The organism is Thiocapsa sp., from assembly GCF_018399035.1.
Lineage (GTDB): Bacteria > Pseudomonadota > Gammaproteobacteria > Chromatiales > Chromatiaceae > Thiocapsa.
Genome location: NZ_CP073760.1, coordinates 4,697,596 through 4,714,001, shown reverse-complemented (window position 1 = coordinate 4,714,001; position 16,406 = coordinate 4,697,596). Strand labels below are relative to the sequence as shown.

At 63.7% G+C, this 16,406-nt stretch carries 15 protein-coding genes; 3 read left to right on the top strand and 12 right to left on the bottom strand.

Annotated elements, in window-relative coordinates:
* Positions 1 to 4: 4 nt before the first annotated feature.
* From KFB96_RS21490 to KFB96_RS21460, 7 genes are all read right to left on the bottom strand, one after another.
* Positions 5 to 781, bottom strand: coding sequence for a cobalamin biosynthesis central domain-containing protein (locus KFB96_RS21490; protein ID WP_213465774.1), 777 nt, complete (start codon positions 779 to 781; stop codon positions 5 to 7).
* Positions 782 to 1,016: 235 nt separating this feature from the next.
* On the bottom strand, positions 1,017 to 2,246 hold the full coding sequence (gene cobJ / locus KFB96_RS21485; RefSeq protein ID WP_213456943.1) for a precorrin-3B C(17)-methyltransferase: 1,230 nt from the start codon (positions 2,244 to 2,246) through the stop codon (positions 1,017 to 1,019).
* A 180-nt stretch (positions 2,247 to 2,426) separates the two neighbouring features.
* The gene (phnE, locus tag KFB96_RS21480; RefSeq protein WP_213456945.1) at positions 2,427 to 3,242 is read right to left on the bottom strand and encodes a phosphonate ABC transporter, permease protein PhnE; all 816 of its coding nucleotides are present in this window, start codon (positions 3,240 to 3,242) and stop codon (positions 2,427 to 2,429) included.
* Positions 3,242 to 4,081 carry a phosphonate ABC transporter, permease protein PhnE gene (gene phnE / locus KFB96_RS21475; protein WP_300970692.1) on the bottom strand — a complete coding sequence of 280 codons (840 nt, stop codon included), beginning with the start codon at positions 4,079 to 4,081 and terminating at the stop codon, positions 3,242 to 3,244. The genes phnE (KFB96_RS21480) and phnE (KFB96_RS21475) overlap by 1 nt, the downstream gene beginning before the upstream one ends.
* Positions 4,078 to 4,902, bottom strand: coding sequence for a phosphonate ABC transporter ATP-binding protein (gene phnC / locus KFB96_RS21470; protein WP_213456947.1), 825 nt, complete (start codon positions 4,900 to 4,902; stop codon positions 4,078 to 4,080). Before phnC ends, phnE (KFB96_RS21475) begins: the two co-directional genes overlap by 4 nt.
* Positions 4,903 to 5,128: 226 nt before the next feature.
* A complete protein-coding gene (phnD, locus tag KFB96_RS21465; protein WP_213456949.1) occupies positions 5,129 to 6,088 on the bottom strand; it encodes a phosphate/phosphite/phosphonate ABC transporter substrate-binding protein in 960 nt (319 codons plus the stop codon).
* Positions 6,089 to 6,212: 124 nt separating this feature from the next.
* The gene (locus KFB96_RS21460; RefSeq protein ID WP_213456951.1) at positions 6,213 to 6,800 is read right to left on the bottom strand and encodes a Uma2 family endonuclease; all 588 of its coding nucleotides are present in this window, start codon (positions 6,798 to 6,800) and stop codon (positions 6,213 to 6,215) included.
* 204 nt (positions 6,801 to 7,004) lie between these two features.
* Between KFB96_RS21460 and KFB96_RS21455 the strand changes: the two genes are divergently transcribed.
* Positions 7,005 to 7,985: a glutathione S-transferase family protein gene (locus tag KFB96_RS21455; protein WP_300970690.1), complete on the top strand. Its 981-nt coding sequence runs from the start codon at positions 7,005 to 7,007 to the stop codon at positions 7,983 to 7,985.
* A gap of 179 nt (positions 7,986 to 8,164) precedes the next feature.
* Here KFB96_RS21455 and hflC read toward each other — a convergent pair whose 3' ends face one another.
* Both hflC and hflK read right to left on the bottom strand, forming a co-directional pair.
* Positions 8,165 to 9,133, bottom strand: coding sequence for a protease modulator HflC (gene hflC / locus KFB96_RS21450; RefSeq protein ID WP_213456955.1), 969 nt, complete (start codon positions 9,131 to 9,133; stop codon positions 8,165 to 8,167).
* Entirely contained in the window at positions 9,130 to 10,191 is a 1,062-nt protein-coding gene (gene hflK, locus KFB96_RS21445) for an FtsH protease activity modulator HflK (RefSeq protein WP_213456957.1), read from the bottom strand. The genes hflC and hflK overlap by 4 nt, the downstream gene beginning before the upstream one ends.
* 344 nt (positions 10,192 to 10,535) lie before the next feature.
* On the opposite strand from hflK, the gene KFB96_RS21440 reads away from it, so the two are divergent.
* Together KFB96_RS21440 and KFB96_RS21435 are read left to right on the top strand one after the other, a co-directional pair.
* Positions 10,536 to 10,676, top strand: coding sequence for a hypothetical protein (locus KFB96_RS21440; RefSeq protein ID WP_213456959.1), 141 nt, complete (start codon positions 10,536 to 10,538; stop codon positions 10,674 to 10,676).
* 144 nt (positions 10,677 to 10,820) lie between these two features.
* On the top strand, positions 10,821 to 13,319 hold the full coding sequence (locus tag KFB96_RS21435; protein ID WP_213456962.1) for a DNA methyltransferase: 2,499 nt from the start codon (positions 10,821 to 10,823) through the stop codon (positions 13,317 to 13,319).
* A gap of 453 nt (positions 13,320 to 13,772) precedes the next feature.
* Here the strand turns inward: KFB96_RS21435 and ltrA are convergent, their stop codons facing one another.
* The 3 genes from ltrA to KFB96_RS21420 form a co-directional block, all read right to left on the bottom strand.
* Positions 13,773 to 14,918 carry a group II intron reverse transcriptase/maturase gene (ltrA, locus tag KFB96_RS21430; RefSeq protein WP_300971741.1) on the bottom strand — a complete coding sequence of 382 codons (1,146 nt, stop codon included), beginning with the start codon at positions 14,916 to 14,918 and terminating at the stop codon, positions 13,773 to 13,775.
* Between the two features lie 729 nt (positions 14,919 to 15,647).
* Positions 15,648 to 15,923, bottom strand: a complete 276-nt coding sequence (locus tag KFB96_RS21425) for a DUF3368 domain-containing protein (RefSeq protein ID WP_213455650.1) — start codon at positions 15,921 to 15,923, stop codon at positions 15,648 to 15,650.
* A 209-nt stretch (positions 15,924 to 16,132) separates the two neighbouring features.
* Positions 16,133 to 16,393 (bottom strand): UPF0175 family protein, encoded by a 261-nt coding sequence (locus tag KFB96_RS21420; RefSeq protein WP_213455649.1) that lies wholly within the window; start codon positions 16,391 to 16,393, stop codon positions 16,133 to 16,135.
* Between the last annotated feature and the right edge of the window lie 13 nt (positions 16,394 to 16,406).

Below are 16,406 nucleotides of genomic sequence, written 5' to 3'. Positions count from 1 at the left end.
GGTCTTAGGGCAACACATTCGGCCGATAGACGACCAGACGTCGTCCCAGCCGCCTGCGCAGCTCAGGATCGATCCTCTTGCGCGTCACCCAAAGATAGGCGGCGGCCTCTCCCGCGTGGATCCAAGATGCGACCGGATGAAGATTCGCGGGAAGCGGTCGCTCCGACGCCCACCACTCGCGCCCGCACGCCTCCTCGATGATGACCACAGGCTCGCCGTTGACGACGGCCGCCGCGGCATGCAGCAGAGCCTCGCGATCGGCCTCGACCCGCCAGCCCAGCTCACGCCCCAGGAGATCGACCGCGATCGTGCCCTGGACATCGGACGACGTGGTCAGCACCGCCGTCGCTCCGAGCAGACCGGCGATCCGCTGCGCGCGCGCATTGGCACCGCCGAGATGACCGGACAGGAGGGGGACGACGAAGCGCCCGGCCTCGTCGATCACCAGCACGGCCGGATCGCGGGTTTTATCCGCCAGCAGAGGCGCGATCAGACGCACGGCGACACCGGCCGAGGCGATGAAGATCAGCTCCGCTCGGTCGACGAAGAGCCGAGTCACGAGCGCGGAAACCGATCCATCGATCGACTCCACCCGCACGCCGTCGTCGAGGGCCAGCGAACGATGAAACCGTTCCTGGACATACACCTCGATGACCCCGGAGACGACCCCGGAGACGACCCCGGAGACGACCTCGCAGACCACCAACCGAGACGCAAGCCGACCCGCCAGCGTCGCGCCTCCGCGGGTCAGCGCCAGAATCGCAGTTCCGCTCCGATGCAACGCCGGCCTCCAGAGTGACGATTCAAAAACAAAGCCGTAGGTCGGGCAAAGCGCAGCGTGCCCAACCCGCGCCGGCATCACAGGGAGCACTTGGGTACGCTGAGCTTTGCCCAACCGGACTCCGGCGCTGTCACGCCCGGAACGCAGGTTGTACCGAGCCGCGCGAGGCACAACCAACCGTCGGAGTTGTGCTTCCTATCGTCAGCACAACCTAGGGTATCGGACCGGAAATCGCCTAACCTCGCTGGATCCGACAGAGCGTCTCGCCCAGGGCATCCTGAAACCAAACCCCCTCGCCGCTCGGCAGGCCGACACGATAGAGACCCGCAAGTGCCGCCCGGGGCAGGACGACGCGCCAGCCCGCGCCCTCGATCGCGATGCTGTCCGGATCGGCCTGGACCCGCGCATCCGCAAGACTGAGCTCGGCCGACCCGCCACCCGGCGATTGCATGCACAGTGTCGGATTGTGCCAGCCGAGCGCCTCGTCCAAGAGCGCTTCGGGCGCTTGGTGGCCAACGACACGCCAAGGCGCAATCGGCGCCTCGGACAAGGCATCCAGGACCTGACCCGCGGTCGCATCCAGCGTCCGAGCGGCGGCCTCGATCCCCTCGCTCAGTGCGGTCTCGACCAGGGCGTGCCGCCAACCCTCGAGTCCGCTCGACAAGGAGACCCGTGCCGTCTCGCCCGGGCGCGCTGTCCCGTCGGCCAACCGATACTTGAGCCCGTAACCCCGCGGCGTGACCATGATGCCTGCGCGCACGAAGGTGTTCGAGTTGCCGATGATGAGGTTGGTCAACATGCCGACCTCGCCGTCGGCGATCTCGGCCAAGGTGGTCAGACGCACGTCCTGGCGTTGGCGATAAGCGGCACGCACGACCGCGACCGGTGTCAGTGGATCGCGATGGCGCAGAAACAGATCACGCGCCTCTAGAAGCTGGTCCGGCCGCCGACTGCTCTTGGGGTTGTAGAGCGCCGTGACGAAATCGGCCCGCGCTGCGGCCTCCAGACGCCGCGCGATCACCGGCCAAGGGGTCAGCATGTCCGAGAGCGAGATGGCGCAGAAGTCATGCGTCAGTGGCGCACCGACCAGGGAGGCGCAGGAGGAGGCCGCCGTCACGCCCGGCACCACCTCGACCTCGATCCCCGTGTCCGGCGTCCATCCCTGCTCGAACAGCAGCTCGAACAGCGGGCCGGCCATCCCGAACACACCCACGTCGCCGGAGGAGACCAGCGCGACGGTCTGTCCCGCCTGCGCCAGCATCAATGCCTCGCCGCAGCGGTCCAGCTCCTCGGCCATCTCGCGCGCGATGACCTGCTTGTCCTTCAGCAGGTCGGCGATGAGCCGGACATAGGTCCGATAGCCGACGACCACGTCGGATGCCGCGATGGCCGCGCGTGCACGGCCCGTCATCTCGGCAATGTCGCCGGGACCTAAGCCCACCAGGTAGATCTTTCCGTTGCTCATTTCTGCTTGCCGTTCATGAAGACGACCATGGTCTCTTCACGTCGACGTTTCTTCGCCGCCTTCTCGGCAGGGGTGAGCTTGCGTTTTGGTTTGGTTTGGCCATCGGATGAGGTGGAATGCTTCGACAGAGTCGGGCAGTTTATCCGATCGCGGATCCGCGTACCCGTCGCAAGGGTCCGCTCAGATCAGGGCCGCACGCACCCGCGCGGAAACCCACTCGCTGAGGATCACGGTTCCGAGGATGACGACGAAGATGAGGGTGACCTGCGGCCAGGCGAGGCTGTCGACAGACGCCTTGAGCTGGAGCCCGATCCCGCCGGCACCCACCAGACCCAACACCGTGGACTCGCGGATGTTGATGTCCCAGCGGAAGAGCGTAATCCCCGCGAACGCGGGCATGATCTGGGGCACGATCCCGTAGTCGAGCACTTGTGCGGGACCGGCACCGGTCGCCCGAACGGCCTCGACCTGGCGCAGGTCGATCTCCTCGATCGCCTCATAGAGGAGTTTGCCGATAAAGCCGATCGAGCGCAGCGCGATGGCGATGATCCCGGCCAGCAAGCCCGGGCCGAGGATGGCCACCAGCAGGAGCGCCCAGATGAGCGCATTCACCGAGCGCGAGGCGACGATGATGAAGATGGCGATCGGGCGCACGAGCAGAGGACTCGGGGTCGTATTGCGCGCCGCGAGGAAGGCGACCGGGACGGCGAGGACGATCGCGAGCAGTGTCCCGAGGGTAGCGATGTTGATGGTGTCCCACAGCGGCCCCCAGAGCTTGTCCATGTAGGACCAGCGCGGCGGCACCATCCGCCCGAAGAGATCCGCGGCCTGCTCCGGGGCGTCCCACACGAAGGCCCAGATCTGGTTGCGGGTCATCGCCTCCCAGGCCAGGACGAACAGGAGGACCAACAGGAGCCAGCCGAACCAGAGCGCAATGGACTGCGGCGTCGTGCGCTTGCGCCAGATCGGGCCATCGGGTGTCTGCCGAATCGCCATCACTGCACCCGAGTCCGCACCCAACCCGAGACGTACTCGGTCACCAGCACGATCGCGATGATGAGGATGAGGATGGCCGCGGCCGAGTCGTACTCATAGCGATCCAGCGCCGTATTCAGGGTCGCCCCGACCCCGCCGGCGCCGACGATCCCGATCACCGCGGATTCGCGAAAATTGATGTCGAGCCGGTAGAGCGAGAGTCCGATCAGACGCGGCGTCACCTGCGAACGAATGCCGTAATCGAGCACCTGCCACCAGCCGGCGCCCGTCGCGCGGACCGCCTCGACCTGAGCGGCGTCGATATCCTCGATGTCCTCGGCCAGGAGTTTGGCGAGAAATCCAATGGTCGCGAAGGTCAACGTCAGGAAGCCCGCCAGCGGCCCGAACCCGACCATGGCGACGAAGAGGATGGCGACGATGATCTCCTGGAGCGAGCGCGAGAGCGCGATCAAGGCACGGCAGGCGAGATAGATCGTGGACGGTGCAATGTTGCGCGCCGCACCGATCCCGACCGGGATGGAGATCAAGACCCCGACCACCGTCGCGGTCAGGGTCATGGTGAGACTCTCGATCAAACCCGCGCGGATGTCGTCCCAGCGCGAGACGAAGTCCGGCTCGATGAAACCGCCGAGAAAGCGCAGACCGCGCTCCCAGCCCTCGCTCAGTCGCCCCCAGTTCACCTCGACGGCGCCGATGCCGACGACCAGATAGAGGAGGACACCGGCGTAGATCGCCCAGCGCAGTCGGCCGTTGGAAATGAGCGGCGGACGCCGCCAGTGCCTCGGGTAGCGCGTGGTCCGCTCGCTCGCCGAATCGGGCAGTACCGCCGGTCCGCTCACAAGGCGCCGACCAGCTTATCGGCATCCGGTACGCCCGGGCGCGGGGACGGCCCGGTGTCGGACAGATCGCTCGAGGCGGTCCAATCCTCTTCGCCGTAGATCTCGGTCAGGACCGCCGGCGTCAGTCCATCCGGGCCTCCGTCGTAGACGATTGCCCCGGCGCGCAGGCCGACGATACGCATCATGAACTCACGGGCCAGCACGACGTCGTGGATGTTCACGATCGCCGCCAGACCCCGCTCCGCGCACACCTCGCGCAGCAACCGCATGATCTGGCGAGAGGTCTTGGGATCCAGGCTCGCGGTCGGCTCGTCCACCAGGAGGATCTCCGGCTCTTGGGCCAGCGCGCGAGCGATCCCGACGCGCTGGCGCTGACCGCCCGAGAGTGCATCGGCTCGCTTGTCCGCATGCTCCATCAGCCCGACGCGATCCAAGAGCCGAAAGGCATTCTCGATATCCGCAGGCGGAAACCGTCGGATCAGACTGCTCCAGAAGGACAGGTATCCGAGCCGCCCCGAGAGCAGGTTCTCCATCACCGTCAGCCGCTCGACCAGGGCATATTCCTGGAAGATCATCCCCATGCGACGGCGCGCATGCCTGAGGCCACGGCGGCCCAGCCGCGTCAGCTCCAGATCACCCAACCAGATCCGACCCGAGGTCGGCTCGACCAGGCGATTCACGCAACGGATCAGCGTCGACTTCCCCGCCCCGGACGGACCGATCAGCCCGACCACCTGCCCCGCCGGGATCTCGAGCGAGATCTCCGACAAGGCCAGGTCACCGGTGCGATAGCGCTTCGTTAGGGAATGGAGACGGAGCATGGGTAAAAGGCGCGCTCGGAGTTGGGATAGGCCTGGCCGTCAGCCGTCAGCCGTCAGCCGTCAGCCGTCAGCCGTCAGCCGTCAGCCGTCAGCATGTTTGGGTCGACGGTCGGAGCAGGTCAAGAAAAACGCGGCTCACGGAGCAACAATCGTGGCTGTCAAAAAACCGGCAAGCCTACCAGACCCATGGCTGATAGCTGATAGCTGATAGCTGATAGCTGATAGCTTACCGACAGTCGTAGCTCGACCCCATGGCGGCATCGATCTGCCGAACCACCTCCCAATGGGTCTTGTAATCGATCGGGATGAACTGGGACTCGCCCGACCTCTCGAACTCGGCGGCCAGCGCCGATCCCTCCCAGGGGTAGCTGAAGAAGGCGTCCCGGATCGACTCGGCCAACTCGGGCTTCAGGTTGTAGACCAGACCGTAACCCGTCGTCGGGAAGGTCTGCGACTTGTACAGGCTGAGGATCTGCTCCGGCTCGACGACATCGCGCGCCAGCATCCGGGCGAGCACCGAGTTGGCGATCGCCGCGGCCGGATAGTCCTTGTTGGCAACCCCGATGATGGAGTTGTCGTGCTTGCCGGAGAACACCGGCTCGAAGTCCTTCTCGGCCTCCAGCCCGTATTCGGCCTTCAGCATCGCCGAGGGTGCCTTGTAGCCCGAGTTGGAGGTCGGCGCGGTGAAGGCGAGCTTCTTGCCCTTGATGTCCTCGACCGTCTCGATGCCGCTGCCGGGGTAGGTGATGATCTCCATCTCGTAGCCGTAGCTGCCGTCGGCCGAGGCCATCATGGCGAAGGGCACGAAGCCGGCGCAGTTGACCGCAAGCGGGTTGGATCCGGTGTTGAATCCGGCGACATGGAGCCGACCGGCCCGCATCGCCTCGATCTGAGCCGCGTTCGACTGCACCGGGAAGAACTGAACCCGCTTACCGGTCTTCTCCTCCATGTGCTTCAGGAAGCCCTCCCAGACCTTCGCATAGACGGCCGGATCCTCGACCGGGGTGTAGGCGAAGATCAGCACGTTCGGGTCGAGCCAGTCCTTGGCATCCGCGGGCGGATCCGCGGTGAGGTCACCGTCCGCATCCGTATAGCGCGGATCCATGGCGCCCGCAGGCGCGGCCAACAGCGCGGCCAGCGCAGCCGCACCAGCCAAAAACACACGGCGCGATCTTTCGAAACTCATCACGGCAGCCTCCTTCCCGGTCAGAAAGTCCGTGATTGTAGAGAACCGATGTGACCGTTCTTTGACGATGCGGGCGATCGCTCGGACGACCGACCAGCGGCGTGCGTCCGGCCACTGCGGGTGGTCAGTCGGTATCCGCTGACTCGGTCTGCACGAAGACCACGTCCTCGTACACGGCATCGAGCGAACATTCAAAGCCGATCGACTGCAGCACCAGCCGCCCGTCCGCCGGCACCGAATCGAGCAGCCACCCCTCCGGACGGCGGCGGAAGACCTCGCACGCACGGCTGCGGGAGTCGACAAGGACGTATTCCTCCAACGCGTCGAGCCGCCGGTCATCGCCGAACTTGGCGCCGCGGTCGTAGCCCTCGGTGGACTCGGACAAGACCTCGATGATCACGCCCGCATGGCGTTTGGCCAAGGGCTCGGCCGCGTCCCTTGCATCGCAGGTCACGAACACGTCCGGATAAACAAAGGCGGACGCCGGCTCGACGCGCAGCTGCATGTCGGCGATGTAAACCCGGCACGGACTTCCGCGCACATGCGCGCGCAGCAACGCGAAGACGTTGCCGGCGATGGTCGCATGCCCCTCGGTGGCACCCGCCATCGCGAAGACCTCGCCGCCGACGTACTCGTGGCGAACGGGCGCGACAGCCTCGCCCGCGAGATACTCCTCGACGCTGATGGATTGAGCTTCGGCAAGATCAGGCATGGATGGGATCCGCGGTTGGTCGCTGATCCAAGAGCATAGACGCCGCCGATCGGGGTAACGCAAGTGCGGTGGAGTCCATGCCTCAGGAGGTCCAGGGTTTCCTGCTATCCTCGGACTATCTGTCTCGACGAGCCGTTCGAGCTTCCCGGCAGCGCTCGGCGACTGATGACACTGGTATCACCTCCGATGGACGGCGACCGCAATATGACTGACGCAGACGCGGACACGGGTGAATTCATCCGCTGGGAATCCGGCTTTCGGCACTGGGTAACGCCGGACGGCACCCCGGGTCCGTCCGGCGAGGACGGCTTCGAGGCCGAGCCCGGCCGCTATCACCTTTATGTGTCCTACGCCTGCCCTTGGGCCCATCGCACGCTGATCTTCCGAGCGCTGAAGGGCCTGGAGGATGCGATCTCCGTCTCGGTCGTGCATCCGCTGATGCCGCCGGAGAGCTGGGTATTCGGCGACTATCCCGGCGCCACGCCTGATCAGCTGCACGGCTTCGACACCCTGCACCAGCTCTACGAGCACAGCGCGCCGGGCTTCGATGGCGTCGTCACCGTGCCGGTGCTCTACGACAAGCAGCGTGACGTCATCGTCAACAACGAGTCGTCAGAGATCATCCGCATGCTGAACAGCGCCTTCGACGCCCGGGGACGCGCCGACCTGGACTTCTATCCGGCGGAGCTGCAGGAGGAGATCGACGCCATCAACGCGTTGGTCTACGAGAACGTCAACAACGGCGTCTACCGGACCGGCTTCGCTACGACGCAGAGCGCCTACGAGGTGGCCTTCGATCGGCTGTTCGAGACGCTCGATGAGCTCGAAGCCCGGCTCGCACGGCAGCGCTACCTGGTCGGCGACCGGATCACAGAGGCGGACTGGCGCCTGTTCACGACCCTCGTGCGCTTTGACCCCGTCTACCACGGCCACTTCAAATGCAATCAGCGACGCTTGGTGGACTATCCGAGCCTCTGGGCCTACACGCGCGAGCTCTATCAGGTGCCCGGCGTCGCGCAGACCGTGAACATGGACCACATCAAGCGGCACTACTACGGCAGCCACAGGCAGATCAATCCGACCGGCATCGTGCCGAAGGGGCCGGCACTGGACTTCACGGCGCCCCACGGGCGCGATCGGCTCGGCGGCAGTGGCAGGCCCGATCGGGAAAATAGGGGACAGTGAAAAGAAGGGAGATGAGAAGGGTTTGAAAATAAGACAGGCCCAAAGGCCTGTCTGTGAACAACCAGTGACCGGCTCAAATGCACCTTCTCGGCAGCTTGATCAACGCGGCAAGATGCGGCCGATCATGATCGCCGATAATCCTCTTGTTCCGTGTTCCGTCGGTTAGGACATTGTCCGGACTATTCCTGCCCCACCACCCGGGATTCCTCCATCCCCTGGGATCGTTCCAAATAGCGGAAGAAGTCGGAGTCCGCGCGCAGCATCAGGGTACTGTTGGCGCCGAGGGCGTGGTAGCTCTCCAGCGTGCGGAAGAACGAATAGAACTCGGGGTCGGCACCGAACGCGACACCATAGATGCGCGTCGCCTCGGCATCCGCGTCACCGCGGATTTCCTCCGCCTCGCGCGCGGCCTCGGAGCGGATCCGCCGCAGGTCCCGCTCCATATTGCCGAGAATCTCCTGGCTGCGACCACGGCCCTCGGAGCGGAAGCGCTCGGCGATCGACTGCCGCTCGGCAATCATGCGCTGCTCGACCTGCTGGCGCACCGAATTGATATAGTTCACGCGTTTGATGCGCACGTCGTCGAGTTCAATGCCGAGTGCCGGCATCGAGGCGCGGGCGCGGGCCAGGATCTCCTGCTCCAGCAGTTGCCGACCGAGCTTGGGCTGCATCTCCAGGTTCACATCGGTGCGGTCGGCCAGGGTCGGGTCCTCGAGTTCATCGACATTGACCTCCCAGTCCTTGGAACGCACGATCTCCTCGAGCTCGGTGGATGACACCATGTCGCGCACCACCGAGTCGATGATGTCATCGAGGCGGGTGCGCGCGCCGACCTCGTCGCGAACACTGGTCAGGAACAGCAGCGGATCGGCGATCCGCCAGCGCGCGGTGGTATCCACCAGGATGAACTCGCGGCCCAGGGTCGGTATCTGCGTGACATCGCCATCCCAGACCAACAGGCGCTTGTCGAAATAACGCACATCCTGCCACGGCAGCTTGACCTTCAGGCCAGGCTCCGTGATCACGCCACCGATGGGTTGGCCGAACTGCACGATGATGGCCTGGTCGGCCTCATCCACGGTGTAGAGAATGAAAGCACTGGCGACGACCAGCACCAGCGCCGCAACGGCGATCAGGAGCGCTTTCATTGACCACCTCCGGTCGCCGGTTGGGTTGGGCGATTGAGCTCAAGCAACGGCAATGGACCCATCTGGCCGTCCTGCACGACCAGCACCTGGCCGATCCCCGGCAATACCGCGTTCATGGTCTCGAGATAGAGCCGCGAGCGGGTCACGGCCGGGGCCTGTTGATACTCGGCGAGTACTGCCGAGAAGCGCGCACTCTCGCCCTCTGCACGATTGACCCGCTCGGTCGCATAGCCCTCGGCCTCGGCGACGGTGCGCAGCGCCGCCCCCTCGGCGTTCGGGATCTCCTGATTCACGCGCTTCTGCGCCTCGTTGATCATCCGCTCGCGCTCCTGGCGGGCCTCGTTGACCTCGTTGAAGGCCGGCTGCACGGCCGGCGGCGGCACCACGTCCTGCATCTCGACGGTGTTGATCCGGATGCCGGCATCATAGGCATCCATCAGCGCCTGGATCTCCTCCCCGGCCTTTTGCTGGATCTCGACGCGCCCGACCGTCAGCACCTCGGAACCGAGCATATTGCCGACAATGCGCCGCATCACCGACTCCGAGATATCGCGCAGCGTGCGGGTCGGCTCGCGCATCTGATAGAGGAACTTGATCGGGTCGCTGATGCGGTATTGCACCACCCATTCCACGTCGATCATGTTGAGATCGCCGGTCAGCATCAACGATTCATCCTCGAACTGTTGGGGGCTGTAGGTGGTGCGCCCGCCCTCCCCGGTGCCGGTGGTCCGGAAGCCGAACTCCTGTTTCAACACCCGCTCGGTGGCGACGAACTGCACCGTATCGATGCCGAACGGGATCTTGAAATGCAGGCCCGGGTCATTGATGCCGATCACGGCACCGAAGCGCTTGACCACCGCACGCTCCTCCGGCTGGACCGTGTACCAGGAGGACAACACCCCCCACAGCAGCGCGAGCACGATGACGACGGCGATGAAGAGCTTTATCGGCCGCTTGCCCGGCCCATTGCCGATCCGGCCGATGAAAGAGCTCACCAATGCCTCGATGTCCGGCGGCCCGGACTGGCCGTTGGCCTGGGGCCTGACTGACTGGATCATGGGCTGATCTCCTGCTGAACGACGGGGCGCGGATGATCCGCATCGGGAGAAAAAGGCGCTTGGCTCAATCATTCGCACTGCACATAGCGGCGGCCGACAGAGATCGAGCTTCTGTTACGCGCCGCCTGAGCGCCAGTTCGGAGCTCGATATCCCGTCTCCGAAACTGGCGCTTGGTGCGGATGGCGGAAACGATGATCACGACTTGCAACTCGAGATCAGTATACTCCGACGGGCTGCAATCGCTGTTCATGCTGCTGGACGAGGCGCCCCTGCCCGCAGATTTTCTGTCGGAACGGTCGAATCCGGTCGAGGTGCCCCGCAACCCGCGGGAAGACTGGTCGGCATGATCCGTTACCTCATCGACACGGACATCTCGAGCTATTTCCTCAAAAAGCGCTCTCCGTCGCTTGATCGGCGGATGCGGGCGGCCTTGATGGCAAACGCGGTTGCGATCTCCGCCATCACCCGCGCCGAGCTGCGCTAAGGCCACTCCTTGCTGCCGAGCGAGGAACAGAGTCGGGTCGTGACTCTTGCCAAGGCAAAAGTCAAGACCCGACCCCTGGACCCCTGCCTTTGACCCCTAACCCTGCCTGTTGACTGATCCGTCAACACTCCTTACCCTGTCGCCATGACCATCCACGACGTCATCAAGACCCGCCGCGAACAACTCGGCCTATCGCTGCGCGCGGCCGCGTCTCGCTGCCGGATCGACCCCGCCCATCTTTCCCGCGTTGAATCCGGGGCAACACCGCCTTCGGAAACCTTGCTTGCCCGCCTCGCCGGGGTGCTTGAAATTCCGTTCGACGAGCTGCTCCTGATCGCAGGGCGACTCCCGCCTTCCTTGCGTCAGCTCGTCGAGAAAGCCCCTCATCAGGTCGCTGCCGCCCTGACCGATCTTGCCGGAATGATGGTTGCGGAGTCCGGCGAGTCCTATGGCGAGGCAGTGCTCGGCGAACCGGGCATACGAGCAATCGAGGACGGCTTTCCCTTCGAGTATCTGAGCGACATCGCGGAGGTGGAGAGCTGGCGTAAGGAGGTCTGGCGTCCGATCTACCATACCCACAAGTGGTGGGCGCAGCGCCTCGGCAGCGTGTTCCGGGCGGTGATCCTGGGCTGCGCGACGCCCAAGGGAACGGCGGTCATGGATCTCTATGCGAGCGCAGTCAAACTGCCGGGGCCGGTGATCTACGATCCGTTCATGGGCAGCGGAACCACAATCGGGGAGGCCCACAAGCTGGGTTGTACCGTGATCGGGCGGGACATCAATCCGGTCGCTTGGCGCGTCGTTCGAACAGCCTTGGCGCCGATCGACCGAACCCGCCTGCTGAATCTGTTTGCCCAGCTCGAAGCGACTGCGGCCCCACGGATTCGGGCGCTTCACGCCAGCCGGGACGGCAACGGCGAGCCCTGCGATGTCCTCTACTGGTTTTGGGTGAAGCAGCTCGACTGTCCGGAGTGCAGTACGCCGGTAGATCTGTTCTCGAGCCGAATCTTCGCGAAGCACGCCTATGTGAAGAAGCATCCCGGCGTTCAGGTGATCTGCGCCCACTGCGGCGAGGTGTTCCCCGCGAAGTTCACCGACCAGCTGGTCCGCTGTCCCGCCTGCCAACAGACCTTCGATCCCCATGCAGGACCTGCGGTCGGCGCGAGTGCTCACTGCGGGCATTGCGGCAGCCGGTTTCCGATTGCGAAGACCGCGCGTGCCCAAGGTGAGCCGCCTCGACACAGGCTCTACGCGAAGCTGGTTCTGCGTGCAGACGGCACCAAGGAGTATCTGCGGGCGACGCCCGCGGACGAGGCGGCCTACCAAGACGCCTGTCACGCATTTGAGGTCTTAGCGCCGCCAATCCCGCAGGTCGAGATTCAATCGGGATACAACACCCGCCAGGTCCTGAACTACGGCTATCGCCGTTGGGACCAGTTTTTCAACAGCCGCCAACTGCTGGCCATCGGTCTGCTGGCCGGTGCGATCGGCGATTTGCCGACGTGTGCGGAGCGGGACGCACTCTTCATACTGCTGTCCGGGGTGCTGGAGTTCAACAATCTGTTCGCGAGCTACAAGGGCGAGGGCACCGGGGCAGTCCGACACATGTTCTCGCACCATGTCCTCAAGCCCGAGCGCACCCCCATCGAGGCTAACCTCTGGGGCACGAGCAAAAGCTCCGGCTCCTTCCTGAACCTGTTTCAATCGCGGCTGCTGCGCGCTGTCGACTACAAGGCCGCGCCCTTCGAGATCACCCTGGACCGATCCGCCGGAAAACCGGCGGGGCGCAAGCTCTTCGGCAAGAGTCGCCCCATGGGGGCCGACGTACTGGACGCTTGGCCGTCGTCCGGATTGGCGCCTGGAGCGGTCTATCTCTCCTGTGGGGACTCGGCCGCTACGGATCTCCCCGACCGCAGCGTGGATGCCGTGGTCACGGATCCGCCCTTCTACGACAACGTGCATTATTCCGAGCTGGCGGATTTCTTCCATGTCTGGCATCGGCTCTGGTTCGGAGAGGCAGACGCGGAGACTCCGGACACGACCCGTCATCCTCGGGAAGTGCAGGACACGGAGTCCGACCGCTTCTCGGACAAGCTGAAAGGCGTTTTCACCGAGTGCCATCGCGCTCTCAAAGACGAGGGACTCTTGGTGTTCTCTTACCATCACTCGCGCGAGGATGGGTGGACGTCGGTGGCCGCTTCGGTGCTCGGGGCCGGTTTCAGGCTGGTTCAGGCCCAACCGGTCAAAGCAGAGATGTCGGTCGCCATGCCGAAACTGGCCGCGAAGTCGCCGATCGATCTGGATGTGCTGATGGTCTGCCGGAAGGTGGCCGCGGATCGCCGCCCACTGGTCGCGGTCGAGAAGGCTCTGGAGGCCGCGGCGACAGCGGCGACGGAAAAAGTCCGTCGCTTCAACAGCACCGGACGGCACCTGTCGCTCAACGATGTCCGGATCGTCGTCTACAGTCAGGCGCTCGTAGAGCTGTGCGCGGGACGTACGGCAGCAGATGGGTTGGTCGCCTTCGAGCATGTCCTGGATGGTTGCGCATCGATGTCACAACAGATCCACAAAGAGCAAGGCAAACAGGTCCAAACTCCAGCCTCATACCCAACGGACATCGGCGTACAAGCATCTCTCTTCTGAGATCCGATCAGCGCGCTTCGAAGATGTCGAAGCGACGCCTCTGTCCGGCATCCGGGCGTTGTGTCGTCCGTTTGGTTGCCTTGGTCTTGCCATCCAGGTGGACCTCATATCCATCAAGGGCTTCCGTCGCGACGGTTCGCTCCAACACGCCAACCGGAACCAGCCGAGAGTCCGAAAAGGGGAAAAGGGGCCAGGCTGAATTACTTCATGGCTCACCGACCTTTAAGTCGCGTTCAGCGCTTGAGCGTGCCCGTGAATGATCCTCCGAGCTAGGGGAAAAGAGGGGAAAAGGGTAGAGTAGAGAGCAGGTCGCCAATTACGGTAGCCGTGGCTTATCTGTTTCCGCGCCTTTCGTTTCGCGGTGCCTAAATAGCCAGGACATGGCTGTGACTCCCAGCCCTCCCTCATCAAACCGTGCATGCGGTTCTCCCGCACACGGCTTTCCGATGTTCTTCACACCAAGGCATGCGCCGTCTTCCAGCCGGGTCCTTTCGGGAGTGGGTGCAGTCCATGGCGGTCATAGAGGTCGTGAGACGGGAATTTGGCGTAACCCGCACCCCAGGTCTTGACCTTGTGTCGCTTGCGCAAGTGGATTCGCAGCCGCTGTTCGGCGTGGTTCCTAACCTTACTCATCGCCAGACTGGAATTGCGGAAATGGAAATAGTTCGCCCAGCCGCGAAGGCTGCGGTTCACGCTTCCAACCACATCATCCAGCGGGATGCAGGTCAACTCCCGTCGCGTTAGTTCCGTCACTTTCGCCGTGATTTTACCCACAGCTTTGTCCGACGGACGTACGTTTGGGTACCATTTGCCGGTGTTGGCGCCTCGACTCATCTGGAGCGTAAAACCCAGAAAGTCAAAGCCCGTCTCCTTGGCGTCCACCACGTGGGTCTTGGTCTCATTGAGCGTCAAACCCAGTCGATCCATGACGTGGCGCACCACGTTCAGCGGTTCTTCCACACCCTGCTTACAGAGCACGACAAAGTCGTCCGCATAGCGGACGATGTGTGCCCCCAGCTCGTCTTTCAGCCGATGCCGGTCCCAGATGCGATCGAGCAGATGCAGGTAGAGATTCGACAACAGCGGGGAGATGACACCACCTTGCGGCGTGCCAACCCGGTTGGCTTTTCCTCCACCGACCGTCCTGCGTTTTCCTTGATCGTCCACGCCGATGACGGGTGCCTTCAGCCATTGCTTCAGAAGCGCCAGGAGGCGTCCGTCGACAATGCGTTCGGCCACCACCGCCATGAGGTTAGCGTGGGGGATCGTGTCGAAGTAGCTCGACAGATCGGCATCAATGACATGAGTGTGTCCGGCCCAGAGTGCGTTGGCAATATCGTCGATGGCATCGTGCGCCGAGCGTTTGGGTCGAAACCCATAGGAGTGCGGCGTAAAGTCCGCCTCGAAAATCGGCTCGATCACCAGCTTGACGGCCATTTGCACCACGCGGTCGCGGATGGTGGGTATCCCCAGCGGCCGTTCGCGGCCATCCCCTTTGGGGATCATCACACGCCGTACCGGTTGGGCGCGGTAGCTTTTCTCGCGCAGTTCCTGTGCGATCTCCTGCAGAAACCCCTCTACCCCTTCGCCTTGCTCAATGGCCGCGAAGCTGACCCCGTCAATCCCGGGCTGCCTGCGTTTGACCGGACAAGATTCCAGGCGTGACGGAGGATGTCCTCCCGGTACACCTTGTCATAGAGCGCGTAGAAGCGGTAGGCCGGTTCTTGCTTGGCCTTAGCGTAGAGCTTCCTCTGAAGTGTCCTGATCGTCTCCGGGGTGATTAGCGACATGGCAATCCCCTGATCCTCCACTCGTTGGTTGCGTGAACAAAGTAGGGTCCCTTCCCTCGACCGAGGGTTGTGTTGTCCCCCAGTCTCAAACGGTACTACGAACCCCTCCGACTTCCATGACGGGCGGCGACGATTTCGTTGCCTTATACGCCGCCGTCGGTGGCCTCTCTCCACCCCCGTCATGGATCTCCAGCACTGGACAGATCAGTCTTCAAGTACATGCCGCCCCTGCTACCCCGAGAGACGATGACCATCACTTCCGTTCTTCCAATGGCCACCCAACGACCTTCCCCTTCTGTCCACAGGGTCGGCGTCTCCAACCTAATATTACGAGGCTACCTCTAGGTTCACTTGCGTTACGGCCTGCTCTTTTGCTGGGGGGAAACTTACGACCCCTTGTTACCAAGACGCCGCTTCCTCATGCTACCGAGTCGTACGGACAACTCCTCGGACGGGACTTCAACCCGCTAGACTTACTGTTGTTACTGCGAACGGCCAGGCTGAATTACTTCATGGCTCACCGACCTTTAAGTCGCGTTCAGCGCTTGAGCGTGCCCGTGAATGATCCTCCGAGCTGGCTGCGGATTTGCCGGCGAACCTGGCTCGAGAGATAGAGGCCGTGGATGTCCACAAGCTCATCGACCTTGGTCATCGCGGTCGATGCGTCGAGGTGGCCCAGGCGGTTGGCCAAAACGATCAGGCCAAGGGTGCCGATGGGCCTCAGGCCCATCTGACTGGCTCTGCTCCGGGCGGCTTTGTCGTCGATGGCAACGAGATCGATGCCCTGCTCGCGTGCCAGGACGATGGCTTCCACCTCCCCCCGATGCAGGGTGCCGATCGCGTCGCGAACGAACGCATGCCCGATCTCGGATCATTCCCTGCATTCGATGAAGCCTGGCAGATCCAATCTGGTCTCGGCCACCACCGCCGGTGGTGCGAGAACCTGCAAGAAGCAGCTCCGCAGCATCGGAAGCAACTCAATCTTCGCGAGGAAGATCAGAGGGCTGGCATTGGTGACGAGTCTCACGAGCGCCGGTCCACGAGCGCTTCGACGAGCCGCAGGTCGTCCTCCACGGTTTCGTCGGCGATGACAAAGCCGTGACCGAAGTGCTCCTTAAGCCGGTAGTGGAACTCCTCGTAGCCAAGGCCGGCGAGGGCCGCGGCGGCGCCGAAGCTGATCTTGTGCGCTTGGTACAGACCGGCGGCGAGGAAGAAATCGCCGGCACCGTTCCCGAGGGGCTCCAGCACCGGGGCGAAGTCCGGATTGATGGTTGGTGTCGGCATGGTCGGGCTCCGG

What these genes read in the sequence shown, in the direction of transcription:
- hflC (WP_213456955.1), bottom strand. Translation starts at nt 9,133, where the DNA reads ATGAAAGCGCTCCTGATCGCCGTTGCGGCGCTGGTGCTGGTCGTCGCC.
- KFB96_RS21440 (WP_213456959.1), top strand. Translation starts at nt 10,536, where the DNA reads ATGATCCGTTACCTCATCGACACGGACATCTCGAGCTATTTCCTCAAA.
- phnC (WP_213456947.1), bottom strand. Translation starts at nt 4,902, where the DNA reads ATGCTCCGTCTCCATTCCCTAACGAAGCGCTATCGCACCGGTGACCTG.
- hflK (WP_213456957.1), bottom strand. Translation starts at nt 10,191, where the DNA reads ATGATCCAGTCAGTCAGGCCCCAGGCCAACGGCCAGTCCGGGCCGCCG.
- KFB96_RS21460 (WP_213456951.1), bottom strand. Translation starts at nt 6,800, where the DNA reads ATGCCTGATCTTGCCGAAGCTCAATCCATCAGCGTCGAGGAGTATCTC.
- cobJ (WP_213456943.1), bottom strand. Translation starts at nt 2,246, where the DNA reads ATGAGCAACGGAAAGATCTACCTGGTGGGCTTAGGTCCCGGCGACATT.
- KFB96_RS21420 (WP_213455649.1), bottom strand. Translation starts at nt 16,393, where the DNA reads ATGCCGACACCAACCATCAATCCGGACTTCGCCCCGGTGCTGGAGCCC.
- KFB96_RS21435 (WP_213456962.1), top strand. Translation starts at nt 10,821, where the DNA reads ATGACCATCCACGACGTCATCAAGACCCGCCGCGAACAACTCGGCCTA.
- phnE (WP_213456945.1), bottom strand. Translation starts at nt 3,242, where the DNA reads ATGGCGATTCGGCAGACACCCGATGGCCCGATCTGGCGCAAGCGCACG.
- KFB96_RS21455 (WP_300970690.1), top strand. Translation starts at nt 7,005, where the DNA reads ATGACTGACGCAGACGCGGACACGGGTGAATTCATCCGCTGGGAATCC.
- phnD (WP_213456949.1), bottom strand. Translation starts at nt 6,088, where the DNA reads ATGAGTTTCGAAAGATCGCGCCGTGTGTTTTTGGCTGGTGCGGCTGCG.